Source organism: Bradyrhizobium sp. Unk1 (assembly GCF_059512345.1).
Genome location: NZ_JCAMOP010000003.1, coordinates 72,715 through 98,041 on the forward strand (window position 1 = coordinate 72,715; position 25,327 = coordinate 98,041).

Consider the following 25,327-nt stretch of genomic DNA (forward strand, 5'->3'; position numbering starts at 1 on the left):
TATGACGGCGTTCCGGTCCGTCGCGGTGATTGGTGCGGGCGCATGGGGCACGGCACTGGCGACGGTCGCGGCGCGCGCCGGGCGGCACGTGACGCTCTGGGCGCGCAACAGCGAACATGTCGCGCGAATCGCCTCGACCCGCGACAATCCGCGGCTGCCCGGCGTGCGGCTTGCGCCGGAGATCGTCGTGACGCACGAGCTTGCTGAGGCCGCGCGCGCGGACATGGTGCTGATCGCGACGCCTGCGCAGCATTTGCGCGGCGCGGTCAACATGCTGTCCTCACATCTGGCAAGGCCGGTGCCGATCGTCGCCTGCGCCAAAGGCATCGAGCACGGCACCCATAAATTCATGACCGAAATCATCGCGGAAGCCGCACCTCACGCGCAGCCGGCGATCCTGTCGGGCCCGAGCTTTGCCGACGACGTCGCGCGCGGCTTGCCGACCGCGGTGACACTGGCGGCGAAGGACGAAGCGCTGGCGAGCGCGCTGGTGCAGGCGCTGGGCTCGGCGACCTTCCGGCCCTATCACACCACAGATGTCCGCGGCGTCGAGATCGGCGGCGCGGCCAAGAACGTGTTGGCGATCGCGGTTGGCATCGCGGTCGGGCGAAAGCTCGGCGCCTCCGCCCAGGCTGCGCTGACGACCCGCGGCTTTGCCGAGCTCACGCGTCTCGGCCGTGCCCTCGGCGCGCGCGGCGAGACGCTCACGGGCCTGTCCGGCCTCGGCGATCTGATCCTGACCTGCTCGAGCCCGCAATCCCGCAATCTCGCGCACGGCCTTGCGCTGGGCCGCGGCGAGCAGCCGCCCGCGGGCAAGCTTGCGGAAGGCGAGTTCACCGCACCGGTGTTGATCGAACTCGCAGCTTCGCACAACGTCGAGATGCCGGTATCAGAAGCGGTCGCTTCGATCCTGAGCGGCCGGAGCACGATCGACGCTGCGATCTCGGGGCTGTTGACGCGCCCCTTCAAGGCAGAGGAATGAACATGGCGTACTGGCTGGTGAAATCCGAACCGTCGGTGTGGTCCTGGGACCAGCAGGTGGCGAAGGGCGCCAAGGGCGAGGCCTGGACCGGCGTGCGCAATTACACCGCGCGCCAGAACCTCGTGAACATGAAGAAGGGCGACAAGGCGTTCTTCTATCATTCCAACGAGGGCAAGGAGATCGTCGGCATCGCGGAGATCGTCAAGGAAGCCTATCCCGATCCGACCGACAAGACCGAAAAATTCGTCTGCGTCGACATCAAGGCCGACAAGCCCTTGAAGACGCCGGTGACGATGGCCGCGATCAAGGCGGACAAGAAGCTCGCTGATATGGCGCTGGTGAAATATTCGCGCCTGTCGGTGCAGCCGGTGACGGCGGAAGAGTGGAAGCTCGTCTGCAAGATGGGCGGGATGTAAGTTATTGCCGTAGCCCGGATGGAGCGCAGCGCAATCCGGGAGAGTCTTCATGCCGCACGACCCCGGATTACGCGGCGCTCCATCCAGGCTACGATGTCCGCACTTGCGTCGCCGGCAGCGTAAACACCTCGCAGGGCGACGCGATGCCGCGCAGCGGATGCGATCCGAGCGCGACGAGAGGCGTGTCCGTCTCCGCGGCCAGCGCCCCCGATACCAGCACGGTCCGTTCCAGGGGCTTGCACAATCCCTCGAGCCGGCTGGCGAGATTGACGGCGGGACCGATCGCCGTGAAATCGAGCCTGTTGGCGGCGCCGATATTGCCCCAGAGTATTTCGCCGAGATGAAGGGCCGCGCCGAATGCAAGCGGCGGCAGTCCTTGAGCGCCGCGCTCCCCGTTGAGATACGCCATGCCGGCTTCGGCTGCGCCTGCGGCACGCAGGGCGGCATCGCACGCGCGGCGCGGTGAGGCCTCGACCACCGGGAAGATCGCGAGCACGCCGTCACCGATGAATTTCAGCACCTCGCCGCCGAAGGCATGAACGGCACCGGCGATGCGATCGAACCAGGCGTCGAGCGCTGCGATGACGTCGGCCGGCGGTGTGGTCTCCGACAAGGTCGTGAAGTTGCGCAGATCCGCGTAGAGCAGGGCGGCTTGAATGGTCTCGCCGAGATCACGCCGCAGCGGCGCCGCCAGCACCCGCTCCGCGCTGCGCTTGCCGAGATAGGCATCGAGCGTCGCGCGCAACGTGGCGCGCGCGGCGAGCACGGCCAGCGGCGTCGCGGCGAAACGCGCAGCCTGGCGCAATTGCTCGATCTCGTCCGCGGTGAACGGACGCGGCCCGATCCAGCCGAGCTGCGGCCCATCTTGTCGTCCGACCACCTCTTCGTGCACCTCGCCGCTCGCGATGTCGCGCAGCCAGCGGCGACCGGCATCATTGGGCGGGTCGGGTGCCAGCCCACTTGGTGCGAAGCCGAGCGCCTCGATGACCCGGCCGGTCTCCGCGCGCCACAGCCAGGTCCGCTTCGCGATCAGCGGATGCGGCACCTCCAACGTCAGGCTGCCTGCCGCAAGCGGCACACCATCGGCGACCAGATGAGCGCCGAGTTCCGCGAGCAGACGGTCGGCCCCGGAGCAATCCGAGGCAGCATCGACGAGCCAGGCGAGGGTCCGGGAGAGTTGCATGGCCCGATGATGACGAAGGTGGACCGTCTTTGTCACGGGCAATCCTTGACGCACCGCTCCACCGCCGCCATGTGCCAATATCAGCCCAGGGATGATCGCCGATGACCGAGCCGTTCGTAGTGCGACGCGAAACCCAGATCGCGGCCCCTCGCGCCACCGTCTTCGCCTATTTGACCGACCCCGAGAAAATCCTGAGCTGGATGGGCTCCGACGCGACCACGGAGCCGCACCCCGGCGGGCTTTATCTCCTCAAGGGCATCGGCCCGCGTGGCGGCGTCGGCCGCGGCACCTTCCGCGAGGTCGTGCCGGTGCATCGTCTGGCCTATACGTTCGGCTGGGAGGGCGGTCAGGAAGTGCCGCCCGGCTCGAGCCTGATCGAGATCGACCTGATCGAGCGCGACGGCGGCACGCTGCTGCGCATGACCCATAGCGGGCTCCCGACCGAGGAACAGGCCGCCGCACACGCGAAAGGTTGGGCGCATTATCTGGGCCGCCTCACGAGCGCAGCCGCGGGCAGCGATCCCGGTCCGGATAAGGGTATCTCAGACAAGATGTAGCTCTCGTAGGGTGGGCAAAGCGAAGCGTGCCCACGCGGCCTATCAACAATGTCGTGAAGAATGGTGGGCACGGCGCTTCGCGCCTTTGCCCACCCTACGGCACCGCCGCTTAAACTGCCGCGGTCGCCACCACCTGCTGCAAAAGTTGCTCGCGCCTGGCCTGCGAACGCTGGCCCTTCATGGTCGCGGCGAACCGTTCGAGGATACCGTCCTCGAAGGCGGTGACGATGGTGTCGTGGACGTAGCTCTTGCGGCAGATCGCCGGCGTGTTGGAGAGCTTGTCGGCCGCGGCGCGGATCGCGTCCAGCACCTGCTTCTTGCGGCCGCGCTGGCTGGTCGCCGGCGTGATCCGCGACAGCGATTCCACCACGACTGCGGACGCCATCAGCGTGCGAAAATCCTTCAGCGAAATCTTGATGCCGGCGATCTCGCGCAGAAACGCGTTCACCTGCGTGGTGCTGACCGCGCGCACGATGCCGTAGGCATCGCGATATTGGAACATGCGCTTGCCGGGAACGCCGCTCAGGATGCCGATGGCGCGCACCAGCTTGGCCGCGTCGCACTCCTTGCGCACCGCCTTGCCACCCTTCGCCTTGAAGGTCAGCACGAAACAGTCGTCTTCCAGCGAGACGTTGGATTTCAGCAGCGTGGTGGCGCCGCGGGTGCCGTTGAGGCGGGCATAGGATTCGTTGCCGGGACGGATCGCGGTGCGCGCGATCAGCTCGATCACGGCGGAGAGTGCGAATTCACGCGTCGGCTCGTCGCCCGACAGGAATGCCGAGACCTTGCGCCGGATCTTTGGCAATGCGCCGACGAGCTTTTCCAGCCGGTGCGCCTTGCGGTGCTCGCGAACCTTTTCCCAATCGGCGTGATAGCGATATTGCAGCCGGCCCGCGGCATCGCGTCCCACTGCCTGGAGATGCGTGCTCGGATCGGCCGAGTAACGCACCTGGCGATAGGCCGGCGGCACCGCCATGGCGTGCAGCCGGCGGATGGTGCGGGCGTCGCGGATATGCGCGCCGTTGGGACGGACGAAGGAATAGCCCTTGCCGCGCTTGATGCGCCGGATGGTCAGCTCGTTCTGGTCGCCGAGCCGCAGCCCCAGTTCCTTGGCGAGCGCCTCGACCGTCGCCGCGGGCGCCGTGTCGAACACCTTTTTCGGGCTGGAACGGGTGGAACCGGCCGGTTTCGGCCATTGTCCGAGGGCTTTGGCCAGCGCGACAGCAGCAGGATCGGCCGAAGCGAGCCGCATCGTCCCGAGATTCTGCTGATCCATCATAGTCTTAAGCCTTAGCCCTGTCTGTTATCGGTCAATGCCGCTGTTCTGATTTTTGTTCCAAGGGGTCCTTGGGCGGTCTCTTGGGACCCGGGTTAGCCACTTAGGGTGTTCCGAACCGCATTGCGAGTCCCGAATCAGTGACAAGCGGTTTCTAAATACCTCCTGCGGCGCATGGACGCCCTGCACGGGCCTATTCCGGCGATTTGGTAAAGACCTGGAAAGCCGCGCCGGCCTGTTTCAGATCTGCGACAGTCGCGCCAGGCGGCGTTGATCCTTCGCATGGCCGGCCGCTCGCCGAAGGTCCAGCTTGTGCTCCTTGTCGGGTCCGGTTAGGCGGACGCATAATCGGTTCAACGATGACGTCGGCTCGCCAGTCACCTGGGCTCGGCTTGCCGTATCTGGAGGGAAGCATGTCCGAGAAGACCTACGACGTCCCCGCGGAATGGGCCAAGCGCGCCTGGATCGACCAAGCCAAATACAAGGACATGTACGCCCGCTCGATCGCGGACCCGAACGCCTTCTGGGCCGAGCAGGCCAAGCGCATCGACTGGATGCACGCGCCGACTAGAATCGAGAACGTCTCGTTCGCGCCCGGCAACATCTCCATCAAATGGTTCGAGGACGGCGTCCTCAACGTCGCCCATAATTGCATCGACCGGCATCTGCACAAGCGCGCCAACCAGACCGCGATCATCTGGGAGGGCGACGATCCCTCACAATCCAGGCACATCACCTACAAGGAGCTGCACGACGAGGTCTGCCGGATGGCCAACATCCTGCGCACCCGCAACGTCAAGAAGGGCGACCGCGTCACCATCTACCTGCCGATGATTCCCGAAGCGGCCTACGCGATGCTGGCCTGCGCGCGGATCGGCGCGATCCACTCCGTGGTGTTCGCGGGCTTTTCGCCGGACAGCCTCGCCCAGCGCATCAACGACTGCCAGTCCAAGGTGATCATCACCGCGGACGAAGGTCTGCGCGGCGGCAAGAAGGTGCCGCTGAAGGCCAATGTCGATGCAGCGCTCGCAAAGGCCGACGGCGTCGACTGGGTCGTGGTGGTCAAGCGCACCGGCGGCACGGTCGAGATGAATCCGTCACGCGATCTCTGGTATCACGACGCCGCCAAGATGGTGACGACGGAATGCCCGGCCGAGCACATGCACGCCGAAGATCCGCTGTTCATCCTCTATACGTCGGGCTCGACCGGCCAGCCCAAGGGCGTGCTGCACACCTCGGGCGGCTATCTCGTGTTCGCCGCGATGACGCATCAATACGTCTTCGACTATCACGACGGCGACATCTACTGGTGCACCGCCGACGTCGGCTGGGTCACCGGACACAGCTACATCCTCTATGGGCCGCTGGCGAACGGCGCGACCACGTTGATGTTCGAAGGCGTGCCGAATTATCCGGACAATTCCCGTTTCTGGAACGTCATCGACAAGCACAAGGTCAATATCTTCTACACCGCGCCGACCGCGATCCGCGCACTGATGCAGAGCGGCGACGAGCCCGTGAAGAAGACCTCGCGTGCAAGCCTCCGGCTGCTCGGCTCGGTCGGCGAGCCGATCAATCCCGAAGCCTGGGAGTGGTATCACCGCGTCGTCGGCGACGACCGCTGCCCGATCGTCGACACCTGGTGGCAGACCGAGACCGGCGGCATCCTGATCACGCCGCTGCCGGGCGCGACCAAACTGAAGCCGGGCTCGGCGACGCAGCCGTTCTTCGGCGTCGTGCCTGAAATCGTCGATGCCGACGGCAAGGTGCTGGACGGCGAGACATCAGGCAATCTCTGCCTGACGCGATCGTGGCCGGGCCAGATGCGCACGGTCTATGGCGATCACGCCCGTTTCGAGCAGACCTATTTCTCGACCTACAAGGGCAAGTATTTCACCGGCGACGGCTGCCGGCGCGATGCCGACGGCTATTATTGGATCACCGGCCGCGTCGACGACGTCATCAACGTCTCCGGCCACCGCATGGGCACCGCGGAAGTCGAGAGCGCGCTGGTCGCACATGAGAAGGTGTCGGAGGCCGCCGTGGTCGGTTACCCGCACGACATCAAGGGCCAGGGCATCTACGCCTATGTCACCCTGATGGCCGGCGTCGAGCCGAGCGAGGATCTGCGGAAAGAACTCGTCACCTGGGTGCGCAAGGAGATCGGCCCGATCGCCGCGCCCGACCAGATCCAGTTCTCGCCCGGCCTGCCCAAGACCCGTTCCGGCAAGATCATGCGCCGCATCCTGCGCAAGATCGCCGAGGACGAGCCGGGCAGCCTCGGCGACACCTCAACGCTCGCCGATCCCGCCGTGGTCGACGACCTCGTCAAGAACCGGCAGAACAAGAAATCGGCGTAAGGCTCCGCTCTCGTGCCCCGGACGCAGCGCAGCGCTTCTTCAGCGGTGCGCAGCAGAGCCGGGGCCGATCCAACGGCAGAGCGTGTGGCCTCCTGGGTCCCGGCTCTGCGCAGCAGGGCCAAGGCGCTGCAGCGCGTCCGAGACACAGAGAGCCCCCCAAATAACGGCCATTCACACCCTCACGCACTTGTCAGGGCGCGCGGCTCCGCGCCCGCATCTTTCCAGCCAAGTGTTGTTTTCTTGTCATTTACTTTATTTCGAACATTTTCTTTGTTCCGCGTGCTGGCGGGCCCTTGGCGGCCGCGCGTGGAAACCATCCGGTTAACAGGCGCGGTTAAGAATATCCGGGCAAGCGGGCAATTGCCGGTGCTGCGTAGTTTTTGACGATCCGTTCGGGGCAGAGGAAAAATTGATGTCGGTAAGGATTGCTGTGGCGCTCACCGCCACCATCGGGGTTGGGGTCTTGATGTCGACGGCGGCGCAGGCGCGGCCGGAAATGGTGGGGGCGCACCTGGCCGACTATTCGCCGGGCACCATCGTGGTCAAAACCAACGAGCGGCGGCTCTATCTCATCCTCGATAACGGCCACGCCGTGCGCTATCCGGTCGGTGTCGGCAAGTCCGGCAAGCAATGGGCCGGCACCACCCGCATCGACGGCAAATATATCAACCCGGCCTGGTCGCCGCCTGCGGAAGTGAAGCGCGACAAGCCCAGCATCCCGGACGTCATTCCGGGCGGCTCGCCGCGCAACCCGATGGGCGTTGCGGCGATGACGCTGGCCGGCGGCGAATATGCCATCCACGGCACCAATGTGCCGGGCTCGGTCGGCGGCTTCGTCTCCTATGGCTGCATCCGCATGCTCAACGACGACATCACCGATCTCTACAGCCGCGTCTCGGTCGGCACGACGGTGGTCGTGACGCGCTGATCGCCGGGATCAGGCAAGCAAGAGCCGCGTCTTTCGACGCGGCTTTTTTGTTACCAGAAGCGCCAGCCGCGCGCGCACCAGCCGTCGCGATGGCCGCCATTGTAGCTGCGCGCGTAACCGCCGGCGAGCAGTGCGGCAGATACGTCCGCGGTTCGCCTTGTCGCAACATTAGCGAGAACGCGGCCGTATTTGTCGGGGCCAAGATTGGTGATCGTCACGCCGCCCTGGCCGAGCAGATCGCGCAGCGCGCCGGTCGCCGCTTGAGCCTTGTCCAATTCATCCTGGCAGGATGCTTTCATCTCGGGCGCATCGATGCCGCGCAGGCGAACGCGCGCAATGAGAACACGTCCGTCGCGCTGGTGCACGCGAGCGAGAAAGGTATCGCCGTCGATCGTGCGAATGACGTCGACCGGCTGACGGATGTCCGGATCGGCCTGCTGCAAAATGATCTTGGCATCCCGCGATTGACCGTCGATCGCATGCGGGAAGGGCCAGTTCATCCCGTGCCGGAACGTAAGCACGACGGCCACCGCGATTCCGACCACGAACATCCACGGCAACAGCCCCGAGAAGTGGCGACCGAACGGCGAACCACTGTATGAAGGCCGGTGGCTGGGATCGAAACGCGGCATCCGCGCACGCTAGGGCTGAGTCGGGCGATCCGGCAACATAGCCTCAAAAGCCAGCCTCAAACGACAGCCTCAAAAGTCCGAGGCGATACCTTTGCGCTCCCAATCGCCGTAGCGGGTGGGCTCAGGTCCCTTCGGTCCCTGCAATTCCTTCGGCGCCGCCGCGGCGTGGGCAGCAGCAGCCTGCCGCCGCGCTTCGGCTTCGGCCAGCGCGCGCTGGGCGGCCGGGGTGAGCTTGCGATCGGGAACGGAGGGCTGGTCACTCATCTCGATGGTTCCTAGCGCAGGATCACTGGGCGTGCGAGGTCCAATATCGCATTGCTGAAATAGTCATGACGGGCTGTAAACACGAGAGGCCATTCTTACATTTGGCATATTCGCGTGCCAGAGATCGGTCTCTCGAGGCATGCGCCCATTGCGGCGGAACTGCCGCTCGCTAAGAACCTTAAGCCGCATGCCATCTCAACGTTTCGCCCCTCCGTCCGAAGTGCCTGGTCTCGCGGCACGGCGGATTGCCGCCGACATCGTCGACGGCGTGCTGCACAAGCACCGCACGCTTGACGATCAACTCGACGGCAGCGGTGCCCATCCCGGATTGAAGACGCTCGCCGACCGCGATCGCGCGCTGATGCGCCGCCTGGTCGCGACCGTGCTGCGCCGGCTCGGCACGCTCGGCCATGTGCTGTCCCGCCTGCTCGACAAGGGCATTCCCTCCGAAGCGCCGCGCGCACAGAGCGCACTCCTGATCGGCGCCGCCCAGATCCTCTGGATGGACGTGCCCGATCACGCCGCGGTCGATCTCTCCGTCCGCCTCGTCCAATCCGACCGGCGCGCCGCGCGTTATGCCGGCCTCGTCAATGCCGTGCTGCGCCGCTGCGCGCGCGAGGGCAAGGCGCTGGTGGATGAAGTTGCCGCGCAATCGCTGGACCTGCCGCCCTGGCTGCTCGCGCGCTGGAGCGCGCATTACGGCGAGGCGACCGCAAGGGATATGGCGCTGGCGCTCGGCCACGAGCCCTCGCTCGACCTCACCGTGAAATCGGATGCCGCGCAATGGGCGAGCCGCCTGCATGGCGAGACGCTGCCGACTGGCACGGTGCGGATGCTGCTGCACGGCTCGGTGACGGTGCTGCCGGGCTTTGCCGAAGGACAATGGTGGGTGCAGGATGCCGCCGCCGCGCTGCCGGCGCGATTGTTCGGCGACATCAAGGGCAAGGCCGTTGCCGATCTCTGCGCCGCACCGGGCGGCAAGACCGCGCAACTGGCCCACGCCGGCGCGCATGTCACGGCGATCGACCGCTCACCCGCCCGGGTGGCACGTCTGCGCGAGAATCTGACGCGGCTGTCGCTCCAGGCCGAGACTGTCGTCGCCGACGCCGTGGAATGGGCCGGCCCTGCCGAGGGTTTTGACGGCATCCTGATCGATGCGCCCTGCACATCGACCGGCACGATCCGGCGCCATCCCGATGTCGCGTGGCTCCGGCAGGAATCCGACGTCGCCGCCCTGACCGCGCTCCAGCGGCGGCTGCTGAAGAAATCCGTCTCGCTGCTCAAGCCGGGCGGGACGCTGGTCTACTGCACCTGTTCCCTGGAACCCGAAGAGGGCGAGCAGGCGATTGCCGCGCTGCTGGCCGTGGAGAGTGGCCTGCGCCGCGTGCCGGTCGACGCTTCCGAGGTCTCGGGGCTCAGCGAGATCATCACCACAGAGGGCGACCTGCGCACGCTGCCCAGCCACCTGCCTAACGCCGATCCCAAGCTCGGCGGGCTCGACGGTTTCTACGCAGCCCGGCTCGTTAAATCCTGATTTTGCACCGGTTTTTGCGCCGGCGCTGATTCGCGACACTTCAAGATGGTGTCAGACGTCCGATTTTGGGATTAAGAAGGATTCGTCGTTAATCCTCTCCCCCTCCAAGGCAAGGCGTGTCGGTCGCTCAACGCAGACGTATCTCGACGCTGGTGATGAACCGCTTCGCGCGGAACATGCTCGCGCGCGCGAGCGGCGGTTCCGTTGCGCTGTCGCGGGTCTGGCCCGGCCGTACCGACCGGCTGATCATCGCGCCGCATGACCTGCGCACGGCGGATGCGACCCGCGCCGCAGAGATCTATGCCGGCCGCTTCGTCTTCGCCGGCAAGATCGTCAATTGCCACGGCCGCTCGATCTTCGATCTCGAACCGCCGTCGGAAGACTGGGAGGTCGCGCTGCTCGGCTTCGGCTGGCTGCGCCATCTGCGCGCCGCCGACACCGCGCTGACGCGCGCCAATGCGCGCGCGCTGGTCGAGGACTGGATCGCCAACCCCGCCAACAAGCGCCGCGCCGTCGCACGGCGCGCCGACGTGCTGGCGCGGCGTGTGATCTCGCTGCTGTCGCAGGCGCCGCTGGTGCTCAACGACACCGACAACAAATTCTACCGCCGCTATCTGCGGGCGCTGGCGCGGGAGGTCCGCCTCCTGCGCTACACCATGGTCAACATTCCCGACGGGGTGCCGAAGCTCCAGGTGCTGATCGCGCTATGCTACGCGGCGCTGTGCCTTGCCAACCAGGCAGGGCAGATCCGCAGTGCGTCGAAAAAGCTCTCGGACGAGTTGCAGCGGCAGATCCTGCCCGACGGCGGCCACATCTCGCGCAATCCGGGCGCGCTGATCGAGATCTTGATCGACCTGCTGCCGCTGCGGCAGACCTTTGCCGCGCGCAACATCGCGCCGCCGCCGGCGCTGCTCAACGCGATCGACCGCATGATGCCGATGCTGCGCTTCTTCCGGCACGGCGACGGCAATTTCGCGCTCTTCAACGGCATGAGCGCGACGCCCTCGGACCTGCTCGCCACGCTGCTCGCCTATGACGACACCCACGGCGCGCCGATGGCGAACATGCCGCATACTGGCTTCCAGCGCCTCGACGCCGGCCAGACCACGCTGATCATCGACACCGGCCCGCCGCCGCCGGCCGGCGTCAGCCACGACGCCCATGCCGGCTGCCTGTCGTTCGAATTGTCTTCCGGCATCAGCCGCATCGTCACCAATTGCGGCATGCCGACCACGGGCCGCGACAATTGGCGGCCGTTCGCACGCGGCACCGCGGCGCATTCGACGCTGACCTATCACGAGACGTCCTCATGCCAGTTCGTCGAGATGTCGGCGATGAAGCGCCTCCTGCACGGCTCGCCCGTTACCAGCGGCCCCGTCGAGGTCGAGAGCTATCGCGAGATCGTTCAGAACGGCACGCTGCTCACGACCTCGCACGACGGCTATCTCGCGAAATTCGGCGCGATCCATCGCCGCGTGCTGATGGTCGCCAATGACGGCGCGCGCATCGACGGCGAGGACACGCTGTCGCCGCCGCAGGGCGGACGCTTCAAGGGCGCCGACGCCGACTTCGCGTTGCGCTTCCATCTGCATCCGGCGGTGAAGGCGAGCCGGCTGTCGGATGCCCGTGGCGTCATGCTGGTGCTGCCGAACCGCGACGTCTGGACCTTCGAGGCGCTCGACGACAAGGTCGATCTCGAGGACAGCGTGTTCCTGGCCGGCAATGACGGCCCGCGCCGCACCGCGCAGATCGTGATCCGGCAGGATGCGCGGCAGGGGCCCTCGATCCGCTGGAGCTTCGTCCGCTCCACCGCTTCGCCGGCAGTCACCAATGCCCGCCGCAACGCCCGGCGCGAGCCGGAACTTCCGCTGTAAACGCGCACGATTCGGCCCCATCTCATCGTTGTGAAAACGGCCGAAAGCTGCTATCGAGCCCTCGCTCGCGCGACTGGCGACCTTGGATGGAGCACCATCGGGAAGCGCGGGACAAAGACGCCGCGCGCCTGGGCATAGACACTCCTTAAGACAGAGGATCTTGCTCATGACTGACCATCCCCGCCGCGTTACCCGTGCTCTTCTCTCCGTCTCCGACAAGACCGGCCTGATCGAGTTCGCAAAGGCGCTTGCCGCGCACGATGTCGAGCTGGTCTCGACCGGCGGCACCGCCAAGGCGATCGCCGCGGCCGGCCTCAAGGTGAAAGACGTTTCCGACCTCACCGGCTTCCCCGAGATGATGGACGGCCGCGTCAAGACGCTGCATCCGAAGGTGCATGGCGGCCTGCTCGCGATCCGCGACAACAAGGAACATGCGGACGCCATGAAGGCGCACGGCATCGCGCCGATCGACCTCCTGGTCGTCAACCTGTATCCGTTCGAGGCCACCGTCGACAAAGGCGCGGGCTTCCAGGATTGCATCGAGAACATCGACATCGGCGGCCCCGCGATGATCCGCGCCGCGGCAAAGAACCATGACGACGTCGCCGTCGTGGTCGAGGCCGAGGACTACAAGGCCCTGCTCGACGAGCTCGCGGCCAACAACGGATCGACGACGTTGAAGCTGCGCCGGCGGCTTGCCGCAAAGGCCTATGCGCGCACTGGAGCTTACGACGCCGCGATCTCGAACTGGTTCAACCGCCAGCTCGAAATCAACGCGCCCGACTTCCGCGCCTTCGGCGGCAGACTGATCCAGTCGCTGCGCTATGGCGAGAACCCGCACCAGACCGCGGCGTTCTATGCGACGCCCGACAAGCGGCCGGGCGTCTCCACCGCGCGGCAGCTCCAGGGCAAGGAGCTTTCCTACAACAACATCAACGACACCGATGCGGCCTATGAGTGCATCGGCGAGTTCGACGCCAAGCGCACCGCGGCCTGCGTCATCGTCAAGCACGCCAATCCGTGCGGCGTGGCCGAAGGGTCCGATCTCGTCAGCGCCTATCGCAAGGCGCTGGCCTGCGATTCCACCTCGGCGTTCGGCGGCATCATCGCGATGAACCGCGCACTCGACGCCGACACCGCGCGCGAGATCACGAAGATCTTCACCGAGGTGATCATCGCGCCCGATGCCAGCGAGGAGGCCATCGCCATCATCGGCGCGCGCAAGAATCTGCGCCTGCTGCTCGCCGGCAGCCTGCCCGATCCGCGCGCGCCTGGCCTCACCGCCAAGACGGTCGCCGGCGGCCTCCTCGTGCAAAGCCGCGACAACGCCGTGGTCGACGACATGACCTTCAAGGTCGTCACCAAGCGTGCGCCTGATGATGCCGAGATGCGCGATCTGAAATTCGCGTTCCGCGTGGCAAAGCACGTCAAGTCCAACACCATCATCTACGCCAAGGATCTGGCCACCGTCGGCATCGGCGCGGGCCAGATGAGCCGGGTGGATTCAGCGCGGATCGCGGCGCGCAAGGCGCTGGATGCGGCGAATGAGCTCAAGCTCGCCGAGCCGCTCACCAAGGGCTCGGTGGTGGCGTCGGACGCGTTCTTCCCGTTCGCCGACGGCATGCTCGCCTGCATCGAGGCCGGCGCCACCGCCGTGGTGCAGCCCGGCGGCTCCATGCGCGACGACGAGGTGATCAAGGCCGCCGATGAGCACGGCATCGCCATGGTGTTCACGGGCACGCGGCACTTCAGGCACTAACTCACCGCGAGCGTAGCCCGGATGGAGCGCAGCGAAATCCGGGTTTCACGTCCCAGCAACAGCGGCCCCGGATTGCGCTTCGCTCCATCCGGGCTACGCCACTACTCCCGTACCCGCATCAACAACCCCAGCCCCGCGACGAAGAACACCACCAGCACGGCCATGCCGGCCTTCTGGCTCGCCGTTACCGCGGTGATCATGCCGATCAGCAGCGGGCCGATGAAGGACGTTACCTTCCCCGTCAGCGCGAACAGCCCGAAATACTGCGCGATGCGATCCTTGGGCGCGAGACGGATCAGCAGCGTGCGCGAGGCGGCCTGAAGCGGGCCGCCGGCAGCGCCGATGAGACAACCCAAAACGAGATAAGCGCGCTCGGCCGCGCTGGAGAACAGGGGCGCGCCCGGAAGAGGTGGTGCGACCTTGACGAACAGGACACTGTCCTTGTCGACCAGAAGAATGGCCGCCACCGCCAGCAACAGAACAAGCAGGCTGCCGGCGATGACGTGCTTCGGCCCGAGACGATCGTCGAGCTTGCCGCCAAGCCATGCGCCAAGGGCGCCGGCAATCGCGAGCATGATGCCGAAGGTGCCGATCTGGATCGTGTGCCAGCCGAAGGTGCCGGCGGCATAGATGCCGCCGAACGCGAACAGCGACACCAGACCGTCGGTGTAGATCATGTTGGCGAGCAGAAATGCCGCGAGCGATTTCCGCTGCGGCAGACCCTTGATCGATTGCTTGAGATCCGACAATCCCTCGCGCAGCGCCTCGCGCACCGGGTGCTTCGCCGGATAATCCGGCGTGAACAGGAACAATGGCGTCACGAAGATGATGAACCACAGCCCGGTCAGCGGCCCCACGATGCGATCGCCCTGATGGCTGACCGGATCGAGCCCGAACAGCGGCTTGAAGCCGAGCAACGTGCGGCCGGTCTCGGGATTGGCGGCGAGGAAGCCGAGCACGATGACGAGGCTGACGATGCCGCCGATGTAACCCGTGGCCCAGCCGGTGCCGGAGAGCCGGCCGATCCGCTCAGGCGGCACCAGGGTCGGCATCATCGCGTTGTTGAAGACGGTGGCGAATTCCGCACCGACGCTGGCGAGCGCGACCGCCGTGAGCAGCGGCGGAATGATGGCGAGATCGCCGGGCTTGCCGATCCACAGCGTGCAGGCCGCCAGCACCAGCAGCGCGCCGAATCCCGCGATCCACGGCTTCCTGCGGCCCGAGGCATCGGCAATGGCGCCGAGCACCGGCGACATCAGCGCGATCGCGAGGCCCGCGGCCGCCATCGCGAAGCCCCACAACGACTGGCCGGTGGCGGGATCTGGCGCAATGCTGGTGGCGAAATATGGCGCGAAAATAAAGGTCGTGATCAGTGTGAAATAAGGCTGCGCGGCCCAGTCGAAGAAAATCCAGCTGATGACGGCGGCGCGCGGCGGATAGGTCCGCTGCGCGCCGACCAAGCGCGCATCCGGGGCGATCGTCGTCATATTCCAGTCCCCATCACGAACAGTTTTGCCTCTGTGAGGGCAAACCGTATAGCATTGAAGCGACGCGTGTGAACTGCCCCAAGGCCACGGCGGAAGCTTGATGATGTCGTCATATTCGACACGGCGGACATTTTTCGCCTTCGTTACCATTCTGGCGTTTGGTCTTGCGCCTGCGACCGCCCAGGATGCGCGGCGGGCCTATGTCCCACCCGCGCTCGACACGGTGCACGCCGTTCCGTCCGAGCACGGCATGGTGGTGGCGCAGGAAAAGATATCGGCGCAAGTCGGCACCGACATCCTGCGCCGCGGCGGCAACGCGGTCGATGCCGCGGTCGCCACCGGCTTTGCGATGGCCGTGACGTATCCGCGCGCCGGCAATATCGGCGGCGGCGGATTCATGGTGATCCATTCGGCCGAGCGCAACGAGGACATCACGATCGATTATCGCGAGACCGCGCCGGCTGCGACCACCCCGCAGATCTTCCTCGGCGCTGACGGCAAGCCCGATGCTGCGAAGTCGCGCGATTCCGCGCTCGGCATCGGCGTGCCCGGCACCGTCGCAGGTCTTGCGCTGGCCTTGGAAAAATATGGCTCGGGCCGGTTCACGCTTGCACAATTGCTCGAGCCCGCGATTGCGCTCGCCCGCGACGGTTTTGTCGTCACCGACGACCTTGCCGACACGCTGCCGGGTTGGCACCGGCGGCTGGCGCGCTGGCCCTCGTCGGCCAAGATCTTCTCGCGCCCCGACGGCACGTCGCTCGGCGAAGGCGACAGGCTGGTGCAGAGCGATCTCGCCGAAACGCTGTCGGCCGTCGCCGCACAGGGGCCGCGCGGCTTCTATGAGGGGCCGGTCGCGGAAAAGCTCGCCAAGGCCGTGACTGACGCCGGCGGCATCATGACGCCGGCCGATCTGAAATCCTATTCTGCGGTGGTCCGTGCCCCGGTGCTCGGCACCTATCGCGGTTACGACATCGTCTCGATGCCGCTGCCTTCCTCCGGCGGCGTGGTGCTGGTGGAGACGCTCAACATCCTCGAGGGCTTTCAGCTCGCCGATCTGAAACAGGGGTCGCCGGCTTCGCTGCATCTGCTGATCGAAGCCATGAAGCGCGCCTATGCGGATCGTGCGCGCTATCTCGGCGATCCCGCTTTCGTCAATGCACCGATCGAGACGCTCACTGCAAAGGGCTACGCCGCCAAGCTGCGCGCCGGCATCTCCACGGAGCGCGCTACGCCGTCGAAACAGCTCGTCTCCGCCCCTCCCGCGCCGCGCGAGGGGACCAACACCACGCACTTTTCCGTCGTCGATGCCGGCGGCAATGCCGTCAGCAACACGTATACGCTGAATTTCAGCTACGGCGTCGGCCTCGTTGCCGACGGAACCGGCGTGCTGCTCAACAACGAGCTCGACGATTTCACCGCGGCGGTCGGGGCTTCCAACGCCTACGGCCTCGTCGGTTTCGAGCCGAATCTGCCCGGGCCCGGCAAGCGGCCGTTGTCCTCGATGTCCCCGACCATCGTGCTCAAGGACGGCAAGCCGGTGCTGGTGACGGGCTCGCCCGGCGGCAGCCGCATCATCTCGACCGTGCTCCAGGTCATCGTCAACGTGGTCGACTACAAGATGGATGTGGCCGCCGCCGTGGCAGCACCGCGGCTGCATCACCAATGGCTGCCGGACGAGGTGCGCATCGAAGGCGGCTTTCCCGGCGATGTGCTCTTGAAGCTGAAGGCGATGGATCACCTCATCGTCGAGTCGATGGGACAGACCTCGGCCAATTCGATTATGGTGACGCCGAACGGGCCACTCGGCGCGCCCGATCCGCGTACCCGCGGCGCGGAAGCCGCGGGACAGTAGTCGCGCCGTTCATGGCACGGCAGCGCGCGCCTGCTTGCGCGGGCTGCCCTGCGTGCTACCACCGCGCAGCTTTAAGGGACCGCCGGGGAAACGCACATGAGCACAGCCGATCCGACCCAGCGCATTGAGCGCGCAGAGATCGAAGACACCAGCCTTCTCGCCTTCTACCGCGACATGAACGCGCCGGAGCGGCGGACGTTCTGGGCTTGCGCCGCAGGCTGGGCGCTGGACGGCATGGACTTCATGATCTATCCGCTGGTGATCGGCACCATCATCGCGCTGTGGAAGGTCGATGCGGCCTCGGCGGGACTCGCCGGTACCGTGACCCTGCTGGCCTCCGCGATCGGCGGCTGGCTCGGCGGCTATCTCTCCGATCATATCGGACGTGTCAGGACGCTCCAGATCACCATCATCTGGTTCTCGTTCTTCTCGCTGGTCTGCGCGGTCGTGCAGAATTTCGACCAGCTCCTGATCGCACGCGCCGTGCTCGGCCTCGGCTTCGGCGGCGAGTGGGCGGCGGGCGCCGTGCTGATGGGCGAGGCGATCCGGCCGCAATATCGCGGACGCGCGGTCGGCTCGGTGCAGTCGGGCTGGGCGGTCGGCTGGGGTCTCGCCGTGCTGTCGCAGGCGATCCTGTTCTCGGCTTTGCCGCCGGAGACGGCGTGGCGCTGGATGTTCGTGATCGGCGCGCTGCCGGCGCTGCTGGTGTTCTACATCCGCCGCTCCGTCACCGAGCCGGAGATCGCGGCCGAGGCCCGCGCAAAACAGGCCGCGAGCGGCGATCGTCCGGCGCTCTGGGAAATCTTCTCCGGCCCGATCCTGAAGACCACGATCCTGGCCTCGCTGATGGCGACCGGTTGCCAGGGCGGCTACTACGCCGTCACCTTCTGGGTGCCGCAGTTCCTGACCAAGGAGCGGCACCTGTCGATCGTCGGTTCGACCGGCTATCTCTCGACGCTGATCATCGGCTCGTTCATCGGCTATCTCGTCGGGGCCTGGCTCGCGGATCGCATCGGCAGGCGCAATCTGTTCCTGATCTTCTCGATCGGCGCCATGGCCGTGGTGCTGCTCTACACGCAGCTGCCGCTCACCAACGAGATCCTGTGGGTGCTCGGCTTCCCGCTGGGCTTCTTCGCCTCGGGCTATTTCTCGGGGATCGGCGCGTTCCTGACCGAGCTCTATCCGACGCGGCTGCGCGGCTCCGGCCAGGGCTTCTGCTACAATTTCGGCCGCGGCATCGGCGCGCTGTTTCCGTTCCTGGTCGGCGCGCTCTCGGCGACGACGTCGCTCGCGAATGCGATCGCGATGTTCGCGGTGGTGGCTTACGCGCTGTTCTTCATTGCCGCCTTCGCCCTGCCGGAGACGCGCGGGCGCGTGCTTCACGCGGATTGATCCGGCGCTGTCACGCCGGGGCGGTGAGGAAACTTACCGCCCCACCTGGTACGGCCCGCCCTTTTCCAGCGCTCTGGCGTACGCCGGCCGCGCGTGGATGCGCTCCAGGAACGCCATCGCCTTGGGATGGCCGAGCTCGAGCCCGCCACGCGCCTGCGCGGCTTCGAGCGGGAAGCTCATCTGGATATCGGCGGCGGTGAACTCGGTGCCGGCGAACCACTCGGTCTTGCCGAGCTCGCCCTCCCAATAATCCATGTGCTGCTTGAGCTGCGGATTGACCAGCGCGGTGAGCGCCTGGTTCGAGACCTTGCGCACCAGCGGGCGAAGCAGCGCGGGTGCGCGCTTCGGCATCAGCGTGAACAGCAGCTTGAGCAGCAGCGGCTGCATCGCCGAGCCCTCTGCATAGTGCAGCCAATAGGTGAAGCGCAGCCGCTCGGGCGTGTTCGGCGGCGGTATCAGCCGGCCGTTGCCGTAGGTGGCGATGAGATATTCGATGATCGCGCCTGACTCGGCGATGGTGTTGCCGTTGTCGGTGATGACGGGCGACTTGCCGAGCGGATGGATGGCGCGCAGCTCCTTCGGGGCGCGCATGTCCGGCTGGCGCTGATAGCGCACGATCTCGTAGGGCACGCCCAACTCCTCGAGCAGCCACAGCACCCGCTGCGAGCGGGAATTGTTGAGGTGGTGAACGGTCAGCATCGGTGGGGTCCCCAGGCTAGGCGTGGTCGATCGACCGCGCGTTCGTGCCAGCCCGGGAACGCAATGTCGAGCCATCCAGACGGATAATTTCACCCGGGTATATTGACGTCAGCAAATTACCCGGGTATTAAATGGCCAGCGTCATCAATATGGCAATGATTTCAATGCAGCGAACTTTCACAGCCTTCCAGGGCCATCGCCGCCTGGCGTCCGGGCCAGCAGGAGAGGTCGCGCTGGTCGTCAAGCGGATAGCGCCACCGCCGGACGAGCCCATCATCATCTTCGAGGACGGCACGGGCCGACCGATCGACTTCGATCTGCGCGGCGGGGATCGCGAGGTGCTGGCGCGGGTGGCGAAGCTTGTGCCGCCCCCGGTCGAGGAGACCGCACCACCGAGCGAGCCGCGCGGGCGCGGCCGGCCCAGGCTCGGCGTGGTCGCGCGCGAGGTGACGCTGCTCCCGCGACACTGGGAATGGCTCAATGCGCAACCGGGCGGCGCCTCGGTTGCGCTACGGAAGCTCGTCGACGAGGCAAGACGCGTCAGCGGCGACAAGGACCGCGAGCGGCAGGCGCGTGACGCGGCCTATCACTTCATGTCGACCATGGCGGGTAATCTGCCGCAGTTCGAGGAAGCTTCGCGCGCTCTGTTCGCGGATGACCGGCGGCGCTTCACCGGACTGATCGCCGACTGGCCGGTCGACGTCCGCGACCACATCGTCAAGCTCGCCTACAGCGACCGCGCTTAGGCGCAGCACTTTCTCTCACCCCATCGACGGCCAAGCCGCGCGTGCATCGCGCGGCAACGGCTTCGCACGCCCTGATGAAAGGCCTATCCATGTCCGCGCCAAAACCGCTCTGGACGACATTCCTCCGCTTCCTCGCGCCGCTGGTGCTGAGCAACGCGCTGCAATCGCTGTTCGGGACCGTCAGCAACGTCTATCTCGGCCAGATGATCGGCGTCGACGCGCTCGCCGCGGTGTCGGCGTTCTTCCCGGTAGTGTTCTTCTTGTTCGCCTTCGTCATGGGCCTGAGCACCGGCGCCACTGTGCTGATCGGCCAGGCCTTCGGCGCCGGTGAGCACGGCAGGATCAGGATCGTCGTCGGCACGACGCTCGCCATCGGCCTGCTGCTCTCGCTTTCGGTTGCCTTGGTCGGCGGCCTCTTCAGCCGGCAACTGATGACGATGCTCGCGACGCCAGCGGACATCCTCGACCAGGCCAGTGCCTATGCGCGCATCATGCTGCTCACCATGCCGCTCGGCTTCGTCTTCCTGCTGATGACGGCGATGATCCGCGGCGTCGGTGACGCCGTGACGCCGCTGCTGGCGCTGGCCTTGTCGACCACCATCGGGCTGATCCTGACGCCGATGCTGATCCGCGGCGCGTTCGGGATACCTGCCGCCGGCATCACCAGTCCGGCCTGGGCGGCCGCGATTGCCAACGCACTGACACTCATCGCGCTGGCCGTCTATCTGCTGCGGACGACGCATGCACTGGCACCGGATGCCGCGCTGCTGCGTCATCTGCGGCTCAATCGTGCCGTGCTCGGAAAGATCCTCGGCATCGGGTTGCCGAGCGCGGTCGGCATGGTGGTGATGGCGATCGCCGAGCTGGTGCTGCTCGGACTCGTCAACGGCTTTGGATCGGACGCCACCGCCGCCTATGGCGCGGTCAACCAGGTGATGGGCTACACGCAGTTCACGGCAATGTCGATTTCGATCGCGGTCTCGATCCTCGGCGCACAGGCCATCGGCGGCGGCGACAGGACGCTGCTCGATGGCATCGTGCGCGCCGGCCTCATGTTCAACATCGTCCTGACCGGCGGGCTGGTGGGGCTGATCTATCTGGCGCCGCGGGCCGTGCTCGGCCTCTTCATCACCGACAGTGCCGTGCTCGACCTCGCCGGGGGACTGCTTCACATCGCGCTGTGGAGTTCGGTGCCGTTCGGCTTGGCCACCGTGTTTTCCGGAGCCATGCGCGCGGCCGGCGTCGCCTTGACGCCAATGCTGCTGTCGATCTTCGCCATCCTCGCGATCGAGCTGCCGGCCGCTGTGATCCTGAGCCGTACGATCGGCCTGGAGGGCGCGTGGGCCGCCTATCCGATCGTGTTCTGCGCCATGTTCGTTTTGCAGATGGGCTATTACCTCACGGTGTGGCGCAGGCGCGCGATCCGGCGTCTGATCTGACCGGAACATCAAGATATTATGACCATCATTAAACGGTGGACCGGTGGCGCGCGCTGCGCCACAATGGATGAAAAGCCAGATCAAAGGCCAGGTCAGGGAGAACGATTTTGACCCGCACAGCCCCGCAATTCCTGTTCGATTTCGGCAGCCCGAACGCCTATCTCAGCCATCTCGCGATCCCGGCAATCGAGCAGCGCATCGGCGTCAAATTCGAGTACGTGCCGATCCTGCTCGGCGGCATCTTCAAGTCGACCAACAACAAGTCGCCGGCCGAGACGCTCGCCGGCATCAAGAACAAGCGCGAATTCCAGGCGATCGAGACCGAGCGCTTCGTCAAGCGCTTCAAGGTCCAGCCCTACGTCATGAATCCCTTCTTCCCGGTCAACACGCTGAACCTGATGCGGACCGCGATCGCGGCACAGGCCGAGGGCGTGTTCGAAAGATATGTCGAGGCCGCCTTCCACCACATGTGGCGCGAGCCGAAGAAGATGGACGACCCGGAAGTCGCAGCGAAGGCGCTAGCATCCTCCGGCCTCGATGCCCAAAAACTGTTCGCGCGCGCCGGGGAGCCCGAGGTCAAGGGCAAGCTGATCAAGAACACCGAGGACGCTGTTGCCCGCGGTGCGTTCGGCTCGCCGACCTTCTTCGTCGGTAACGAGATGTTCTTCGGCAAGGAGCAGCTGCGCGAGGTCGAGGAGATGGTGCTGGAGACGTAGTCCGTTCGTTCTCCGGCGACAGAATGTGATCGCGGTAGCATTCTGGATTGCTTCGCTTCGCTCGCAATGACGACTATAGATAGACCGCCAATAGCAACAATAAGGACAATCCCATGCGTATCCTCGTGGTCGGTGCCGGCGCCATCGGCGGCTATTTTGGTGGCAGGCTGTTGCAGGCCGGCCGCGACGTGACCTTCCTGGTCCGGCCGCGGCGCGCCGGCGAGCTCGCGAGCGCCGGCCTCGTCATCAAGAGCCCGAACGGCGACGTGACCTTGAAGAATCCGCCGACCGTTCAGGCCGACGCGCTCAAGGATAAATTCGACGTCGTGCTGTTGAGCTGCAAGGCGTTCGACCTCGACGACGCCATCAAGTCGTTCGCGGCCGCTGTCGGGCCTGATACCGCGATCATTCCCATGCTCAACGGCATGAAGCATCTCGACACGCTCGACGAAAAATTCGGCAAGGAGCGCGTGCTCGGCGGCCTCTGTGCCATCGCGGCAACCTTGAACGAGAAGCGCGAAGTGGTGCAGCTCCAGCCGATGCAGTCGCTCAGTTACGGCGAGCGCGACGGCAAGCTCTCGGACCGGGTCAAGGCGATCGACGAGGCCTTCAAGAGCGGCATCAATGGCGCCGCCGCCAGCCAGAACATCATGCAGGACATGTGGGAGAAATGGGTGTTCCTGTCTTCGCTCGCCGCAAGCACCAGCCTGATGCGAACCTCCGTCGGCAACATCCTCGCGGCCCCCGGCGGCAGGGACTTTTTGCTCGGCATGCTGGACGAGACCAGCGCGATCGCCACCGCGTCGGGCTACACGCCGGGCGGCCCGTTCTTCGAGCGCGTGAAGGGCAACCTCACCACCGAGGGATCGCCGATGACGGCATCCATGTTCCGCGACATCAAGGCGGGCCTGCCGGTCGAGGCCGATCACGTCATCGGCGACCTCATCGCGCGCGCCGATGCAGCCAAGGTGCCGGTGCCGAAGCTGCGCGTCGCGTATACGCATCTGAAGGCGTACGAGAAGCAGCGGGCGGGGTAGCTCAGCGCTATTTGAAATACGCGAGATAGTGCGAGACGGCGGTGATTTCCTCATCGCTCATGTGATAGGCGACATCCGCCATCGCGGCGACGCCGCCGCCGACGCGCTGGCCCGCCTTGTAATCGTGCAGCGCCTTGACCAGATATTCCTCGCGCTGGCCTGCGAGCCGCGCAACCGCCTTGGTGCCGGCGAAGCTATCCGTGTGACACGAGGCGCAGCGGCGGCCGACGGCAACTTGCGCGCCCTTCTTCGACAGGTCCGGATCCCCGTCTTCCGCTGCCTTCGGCGGCGTCATCTGCGCGAAATAGGCGCCGAAATTGCGGATGTCCTCGTTGGTGATCTCCTCGACGATCGGCTGCATCTGGTCGTTCTTGCGCGAGCCGGCGCGGAAAAACACGAGCTGCCACTGGATGAATTGATCGGGCTGGCCGGCCAGCGAGGGGATGTTCTCCGTCTGCGAGATGCCGTTCTCGCCGTGACAGCCGGAGCAGACGGCGGCCTTCTCCTGGATCGCGGCATTATCGGAGGCTTGAGCTCGGACGATTGCAAGTGCTGCGAGCGATAGCGTCACAGACAGAATTCCAAACCGAACGGCTCGCATGGCTGATTTCTCCGACTGTCATTGCCGGGCTTGACCCGCCTGCTTGGCGTAGGCCCGGCAATCCATCCCGTTTGCAAAGAGGTTTCTCGTTTTGATGGATGCCCGGATCAAGTCCGGGCACGACGAACGCGTTCCGCTGCGAGCCTGTCACAAACAAAAGAGGCTGCGGCCGTCATCCGGTCGCAGCCTCGTGTCCTCTTACGCTACTTCTTGCTGTAGCTGATGCGATAGATCGCGCCGGCCCAGTCGTCGGCGACGAGGATCGAGCCGTCCTTGGCGAGGATGATGTCGTTGGGACGGCCGAGATAGCCCTGGTCGCCCTCGATCCAGCCGGAGGCGAACACCTCCTTCTTGGCGTTCTTGCCGTCGGGGCCGACGATCACGCGCGTGATATTGCCACCCTGGTACTTGTGGCGATTCCAGGAGCCGTGCTCGGCGATCAGGATGTTGTTCTTGTACTCGGCGGGGAATTGATCGCCGGTATAGAACTTCATGCCGAGCGGAGCGACGTGGGCACCGAGATTCAGCACGGGCGGCGTGAACTCGGAGCACTTGTGACCCATCGCGAACTTCGTATCCAGCAGGTCACCCTGGTGGCAGTAGGGATAGCCGAAATGCTCGCCGATCTTCGAGATCATGTTCAGCTTGTCTGAGGGCAGATCGTCGCTGATCCAGTCGCGCGCGTTCTCGGTGAACCAGTACTTGCCGGTACGCGGATCGACGTCGCCGCCGACCGAGTTGCGAACGCCGAGCGCATAGATTTCGGCGTTGCCGGTCTTGGGATCGACGCGCCGGATCTGCGAGACGCTGGTCGGGGGCACGCCGACGTTGAAGGGCGGTCCGAACGGCAGGTAGAACCAGCCTTCCTTGTCGACCGCGATATACTTCCAGCCATGCGCGGCATAGGAGGGCATGTCGTCATAGACGACCTTGCCGTCGCCGAGCTTGTCGAGATTGGCTTCGGCGTTGTCGTAACGGATCAGCTTGTCGACCGCGATGACGTAGAGCGCGCCATCCTTGAAGGCGAGACCGGTGGGCATGTTCAGCCCCTTCAGGATGGTCTTGACCTCTTTCTTTCCGTTGTTGTCCTTGATGGCATAGACGTTGCCGAGGCCGAACGAGCCGACGAACAGCGTGCCCTTGTCACCCCAGGCCATCTGCCGTGCCGCGAGAACGCCGGGCGCGTAGACTTCGATCTTGAAGCCGGCCGGCAGCTTGATCTTCTTCATCATCGCGGCGAGCTCAGCCTCCGACGCGCCGGTCGGCGGGCCCGACGGCGGCGCGAGGCCCTTCTGCGCCTCGGTCTCGTCGCCGAGGAACCAGTCATCCGGCGGATGGGTCCAGAACTCCTTGGTGCCGGATTCGTATTTCTTCAGCTGGCGGTTCTTGTCCTGCTGTTGCGCGCTGACTGCACTTGTCCCCGCGAGAAGGGCAACCGCTGCAAGCGCCAGGACGGATTGAAAGACGGTTTGATGGAATTTCATCGCGTCACTCCCCTAAGGCAGCCGTCAGGGCTGCACGTTATTTTGTTTTGCTAGTCGAGAGGCGAAGTTCGGACTCTGTCAGGACGACAGATGCAAAAAGGTTAGCACA

General features: G+C 65.6%; 22 protein-coding genes and 1 riboswitch. Of the genes, 14 read left to right on the forward strand and 8 right to left on the reverse strand.

Translation table 11 applies throughout. The annotated features are described in order from the left end of the window. Nucleotide 1: 1 nt before the first annotated feature. Together AC5ZFO_RS04520 and AC5ZFO_RS04525 are read left to right on the forward strand one after the other, a co-directional pair. Nucleotides 2-982 (forward strand): NAD(P)H-dependent glycerol-3-phosphate dehydrogenase, encoded by a 981-nt coding sequence (locus AC5ZFO_RS04520; RefSeq protein ID WP_282521792.1) that lies wholly within the window; start codon nt 2-4, stop codon nt 980-982. Nucleotides 983-984: 2 nt separating this feature from the next. Then, nucleotides 985-1,398 (forward strand): EVE domain-containing protein, encoded by a 414-nt coding sequence (locus AC5ZFO_RS04525; protein WP_282521791.1) that lies wholly within the window; start codon nt 985-987, stop codon nt 1,396-1,398. A gap of 88 nt (nt 1,399-1,486) precedes the next feature. Here the strand turns inward: AC5ZFO_RS04525 and AC5ZFO_RS04530 are convergent, their stop codons facing one another. Beyond that, complete coding sequence (locus AC5ZFO_RS04530) at nt 1,487-2,581, reverse strand: adenylate/guanylate cyclase domain-containing protein (RefSeq protein ID WP_282521841.1); 1,095 nt, start codon at nt 2,579-2,581, stop codon at nt 1,487-1,489. 101 nt (nt 2,582-2,682) lie between these two features. Between AC5ZFO_RS04530 and AC5ZFO_RS04535 the strand changes: the two genes are divergently transcribed. Beyond that, nucleotides 2,683-3,138, forward strand: coding sequence for an SRPBCC family protein (locus AC5ZFO_RS04535; RefSeq protein ID WP_085403026.1), 456 nt, complete (start codon nt 2,683-2,685; stop codon nt 3,136-3,138). A gap of 109 nt (nt 3,139-3,247) precedes the next feature. Here the strand turns inward: AC5ZFO_RS04535 and AC5ZFO_RS04540 are convergent, their stop codons facing one another. Next, nucleotides 3,248-4,417: a DNA topoisomerase IB gene (locus AC5ZFO_RS04540; protein WP_282521790.1), complete on the reverse strand. Its 1,170-nt coding sequence runs from the start codon at nt 4,415-4,417 to the stop codon at nt 3,248-3,250. Between the two features lie 410 nt (nt 4,418-4,827). On the opposite strand from AC5ZFO_RS04540, the gene acs reads away from it, so the two are divergent. Further along, entirely contained in the window at nt 4,828-6,774 is a 1,947-nt protein-coding gene (gene acs / locus AC5ZFO_RS04545) for an acetate--CoA ligase (RefSeq protein WP_282521789.1), read from the forward strand. Between the two features lie 412 nt (nt 6,775-7,186). Next, nucleotides 7,187-7,702, forward strand: a complete 516-nt coding sequence (locus AC5ZFO_RS04550) for a L,D-transpeptidase (RefSeq protein WP_282521788.1) — start codon at nt 7,187-7,189, stop codon at nt 7,700-7,702. Between the two features lie 50 nt (nt 7,703-7,752). Here the strand turns inward: AC5ZFO_RS04550 and AC5ZFO_RS04555 are convergent, their stop codons facing one another. Together AC5ZFO_RS04555 and AC5ZFO_RS04560 are read right to left on the reverse strand one after the other, a co-directional pair. Then, nucleotides 7,753-8,334, reverse strand: a complete 582-nt coding sequence (locus AC5ZFO_RS04555) for a thermonuclease family protein (protein ID WP_282521787.1) — start codon at nt 8,332-8,334, stop codon at nt 7,753-7,755. Between the two features lie 69 nt (nt 8,335-8,403). After that, nucleotides 8,404-8,598: a DUF1674 domain-containing protein gene (locus tag AC5ZFO_RS04560; RefSeq protein WP_282521786.1), complete on the reverse strand. Its 195-nt coding sequence runs from the start codon at nt 8,596-8,598 to the stop codon at nt 8,404-8,406. A gap of 187 nt (nt 8,599-8,785) precedes the next feature. Here AC5ZFO_RS04560 and AC5ZFO_RS04565 point away from each other — a divergent pair, with 187 nt between their 5' ends. The 3 genes from AC5ZFO_RS04565 to purH all read left to right on the forward strand — a co-directional run bounded on the left by AC5ZFO_RS04565 (nt 8,786) and on the right by purH (nt 13,765). After that, nucleotides 8,786-10,132, forward strand: a complete 1,347-nt coding sequence (locus tag AC5ZFO_RS04565) for an RsmB/NOP family class I SAM-dependent RNA methyltransferase (RefSeq protein WP_282521785.1) — start codon at nt 8,786-8,788, stop codon at nt 10,130-10,132. Nucleotides 10,133-10,287: 155 nt separating this feature from the next. Then, entirely contained in the window at nt 10,288-12,006 is a 1,719-nt protein-coding gene (locus AC5ZFO_RS04570; RefSeq protein WP_282521840.1) for a heparinase II/III family protein, read from the forward strand. Between the two features lie 59 nt (nt 12,007-12,065). Beyond that, nucleotides 12,066-12,147, forward strand: a riboswitch (ZMP/ZTP riboswitch). A 25-nt stretch (nt 12,148-12,172) separates the two neighbouring features. Further along, nucleotides 12,173-13,765: a bifunctional phosphoribosylaminoimidazolecarboxamide formyltransferase/IMP cyclohydrolase gene (purH, locus tag AC5ZFO_RS04575; RefSeq protein WP_282521784.1), complete on the forward strand. Its 1,593-nt coding sequence runs from the start codon at nt 12,173-12,175 to the stop codon at nt 13,763-13,765. 101 nt (nt 13,766-13,866) lie between these two features. On the opposite strand, the gene AC5ZFO_RS04580 is transcribed toward purH, so the two are convergent. Continuing rightward, nucleotides 13,867-15,252, reverse strand: a complete 1,386-nt coding sequence (locus AC5ZFO_RS04580; protein WP_282521783.1) for an MFS transporter — start codon at nt 15,250-15,252, stop codon at nt 13,867-13,869. Nucleotides 15,253-15,352: 100 nt separating this feature from the next. On the opposite strand from AC5ZFO_RS04580, the gene ggt reads away from it, so the two are divergent. Together ggt and AC5ZFO_RS04590 are read left to right on the forward strand one after the other, a co-directional pair. Further along, nucleotides 15,353-17,104, forward strand: coding sequence for a gamma-glutamyltransferase (gene ggt, locus AC5ZFO_RS04585; protein ID WP_496121524.1), 1,752 nt, complete (start codon nt 15,353-15,355; stop codon nt 17,102-17,104). Nucleotides 17,105-17,200: 96 nt separating this feature from the next. Then, nucleotides 17,201-18,496, forward strand: a complete 1,296-nt coding sequence (locus tag AC5ZFO_RS04590) for an MFS transporter (RefSeq protein ID WP_282521781.1) — start codon at nt 17,201-17,203, stop codon at nt 18,494-18,496. Between the two features lie 33 nt (nt 18,497-18,529). On the opposite strand, the gene AC5ZFO_RS04595 is transcribed toward AC5ZFO_RS04590, so the two are convergent. Continuing rightward, complete coding sequence (locus AC5ZFO_RS04595; RefSeq protein WP_282521780.1) at nt 18,530-19,195, reverse strand: glutathione S-transferase family protein; 666 nt, start codon at nt 19,193-19,195, stop codon at nt 18,530-18,532. Between the two features lie 164 nt (nt 19,196-19,359). Here AC5ZFO_RS04595 and AC5ZFO_RS04600 point away from each other — a divergent pair, with 164 nt between their 5' ends. From AC5ZFO_RS04600 to panE, 4 genes are all read left to right on the forward strand, one after another. Next, nucleotides 19,360-19,941 (forward strand): DUF2239 family protein, encoded by a 582-nt coding sequence (locus tag AC5ZFO_RS04600; protein WP_404979809.1) that lies wholly within the window; start codon nt 19,360-19,362, stop codon nt 19,939-19,941. A gap of 89 nt (nt 19,942-20,030) precedes the next feature. After that, complete coding sequence (locus AC5ZFO_RS04605) at nt 20,031-21,380, forward strand: MATE family efflux transporter (protein ID WP_496121527.1); 1,350 nt, start codon at nt 20,031-20,033, stop codon at nt 21,378-21,380. Nucleotides 21,381-21,487: 107 nt separating this feature from the next. Further along, nucleotides 21,488-22,096 (forward strand): 2-hydroxychromene-2-carboxylate isomerase, encoded by a 609-nt coding sequence (locus AC5ZFO_RS04610; protein ID WP_282521777.1) that lies wholly within the window; start codon nt 21,488-21,490, stop codon nt 22,094-22,096. Between the two features lie 113 nt (nt 22,097-22,209). Next, entirely contained in the window at nt 22,210-23,133 is a 924-nt protein-coding gene (panE, locus tag AC5ZFO_RS04615; RefSeq protein ID WP_282521776.1) for a 2-dehydropantoate 2-reductase, read from the forward strand. A 7-nt stretch (nt 23,134-23,140) separates the two neighbouring features. Here panE and AC5ZFO_RS04620 read toward each other — a convergent pair whose 3' ends face one another. After that, the gene (locus AC5ZFO_RS04620; protein ID WP_282521775.1) at nt 23,141-23,734 is read right to left on the reverse strand and encodes a c-type cytochrome; all 594 of its coding nucleotides are present in this window, start codon (nt 23,732-23,734) and stop codon (nt 23,141-23,143) included. A gap of 203 nt (nt 23,735-23,937) precedes the next feature. Then, nucleotides 23,938-25,218, reverse strand: coding sequence for a PQQ-dependent sugar dehydrogenase (locus AC5ZFO_RS04625; protein ID WP_282521774.1), 1,281 nt, complete (start codon nt 25,216-25,218; stop codon nt 23,938-23,940). Nucleotides 25,219-25,327 lie beyond the last annotated feature (109 nt).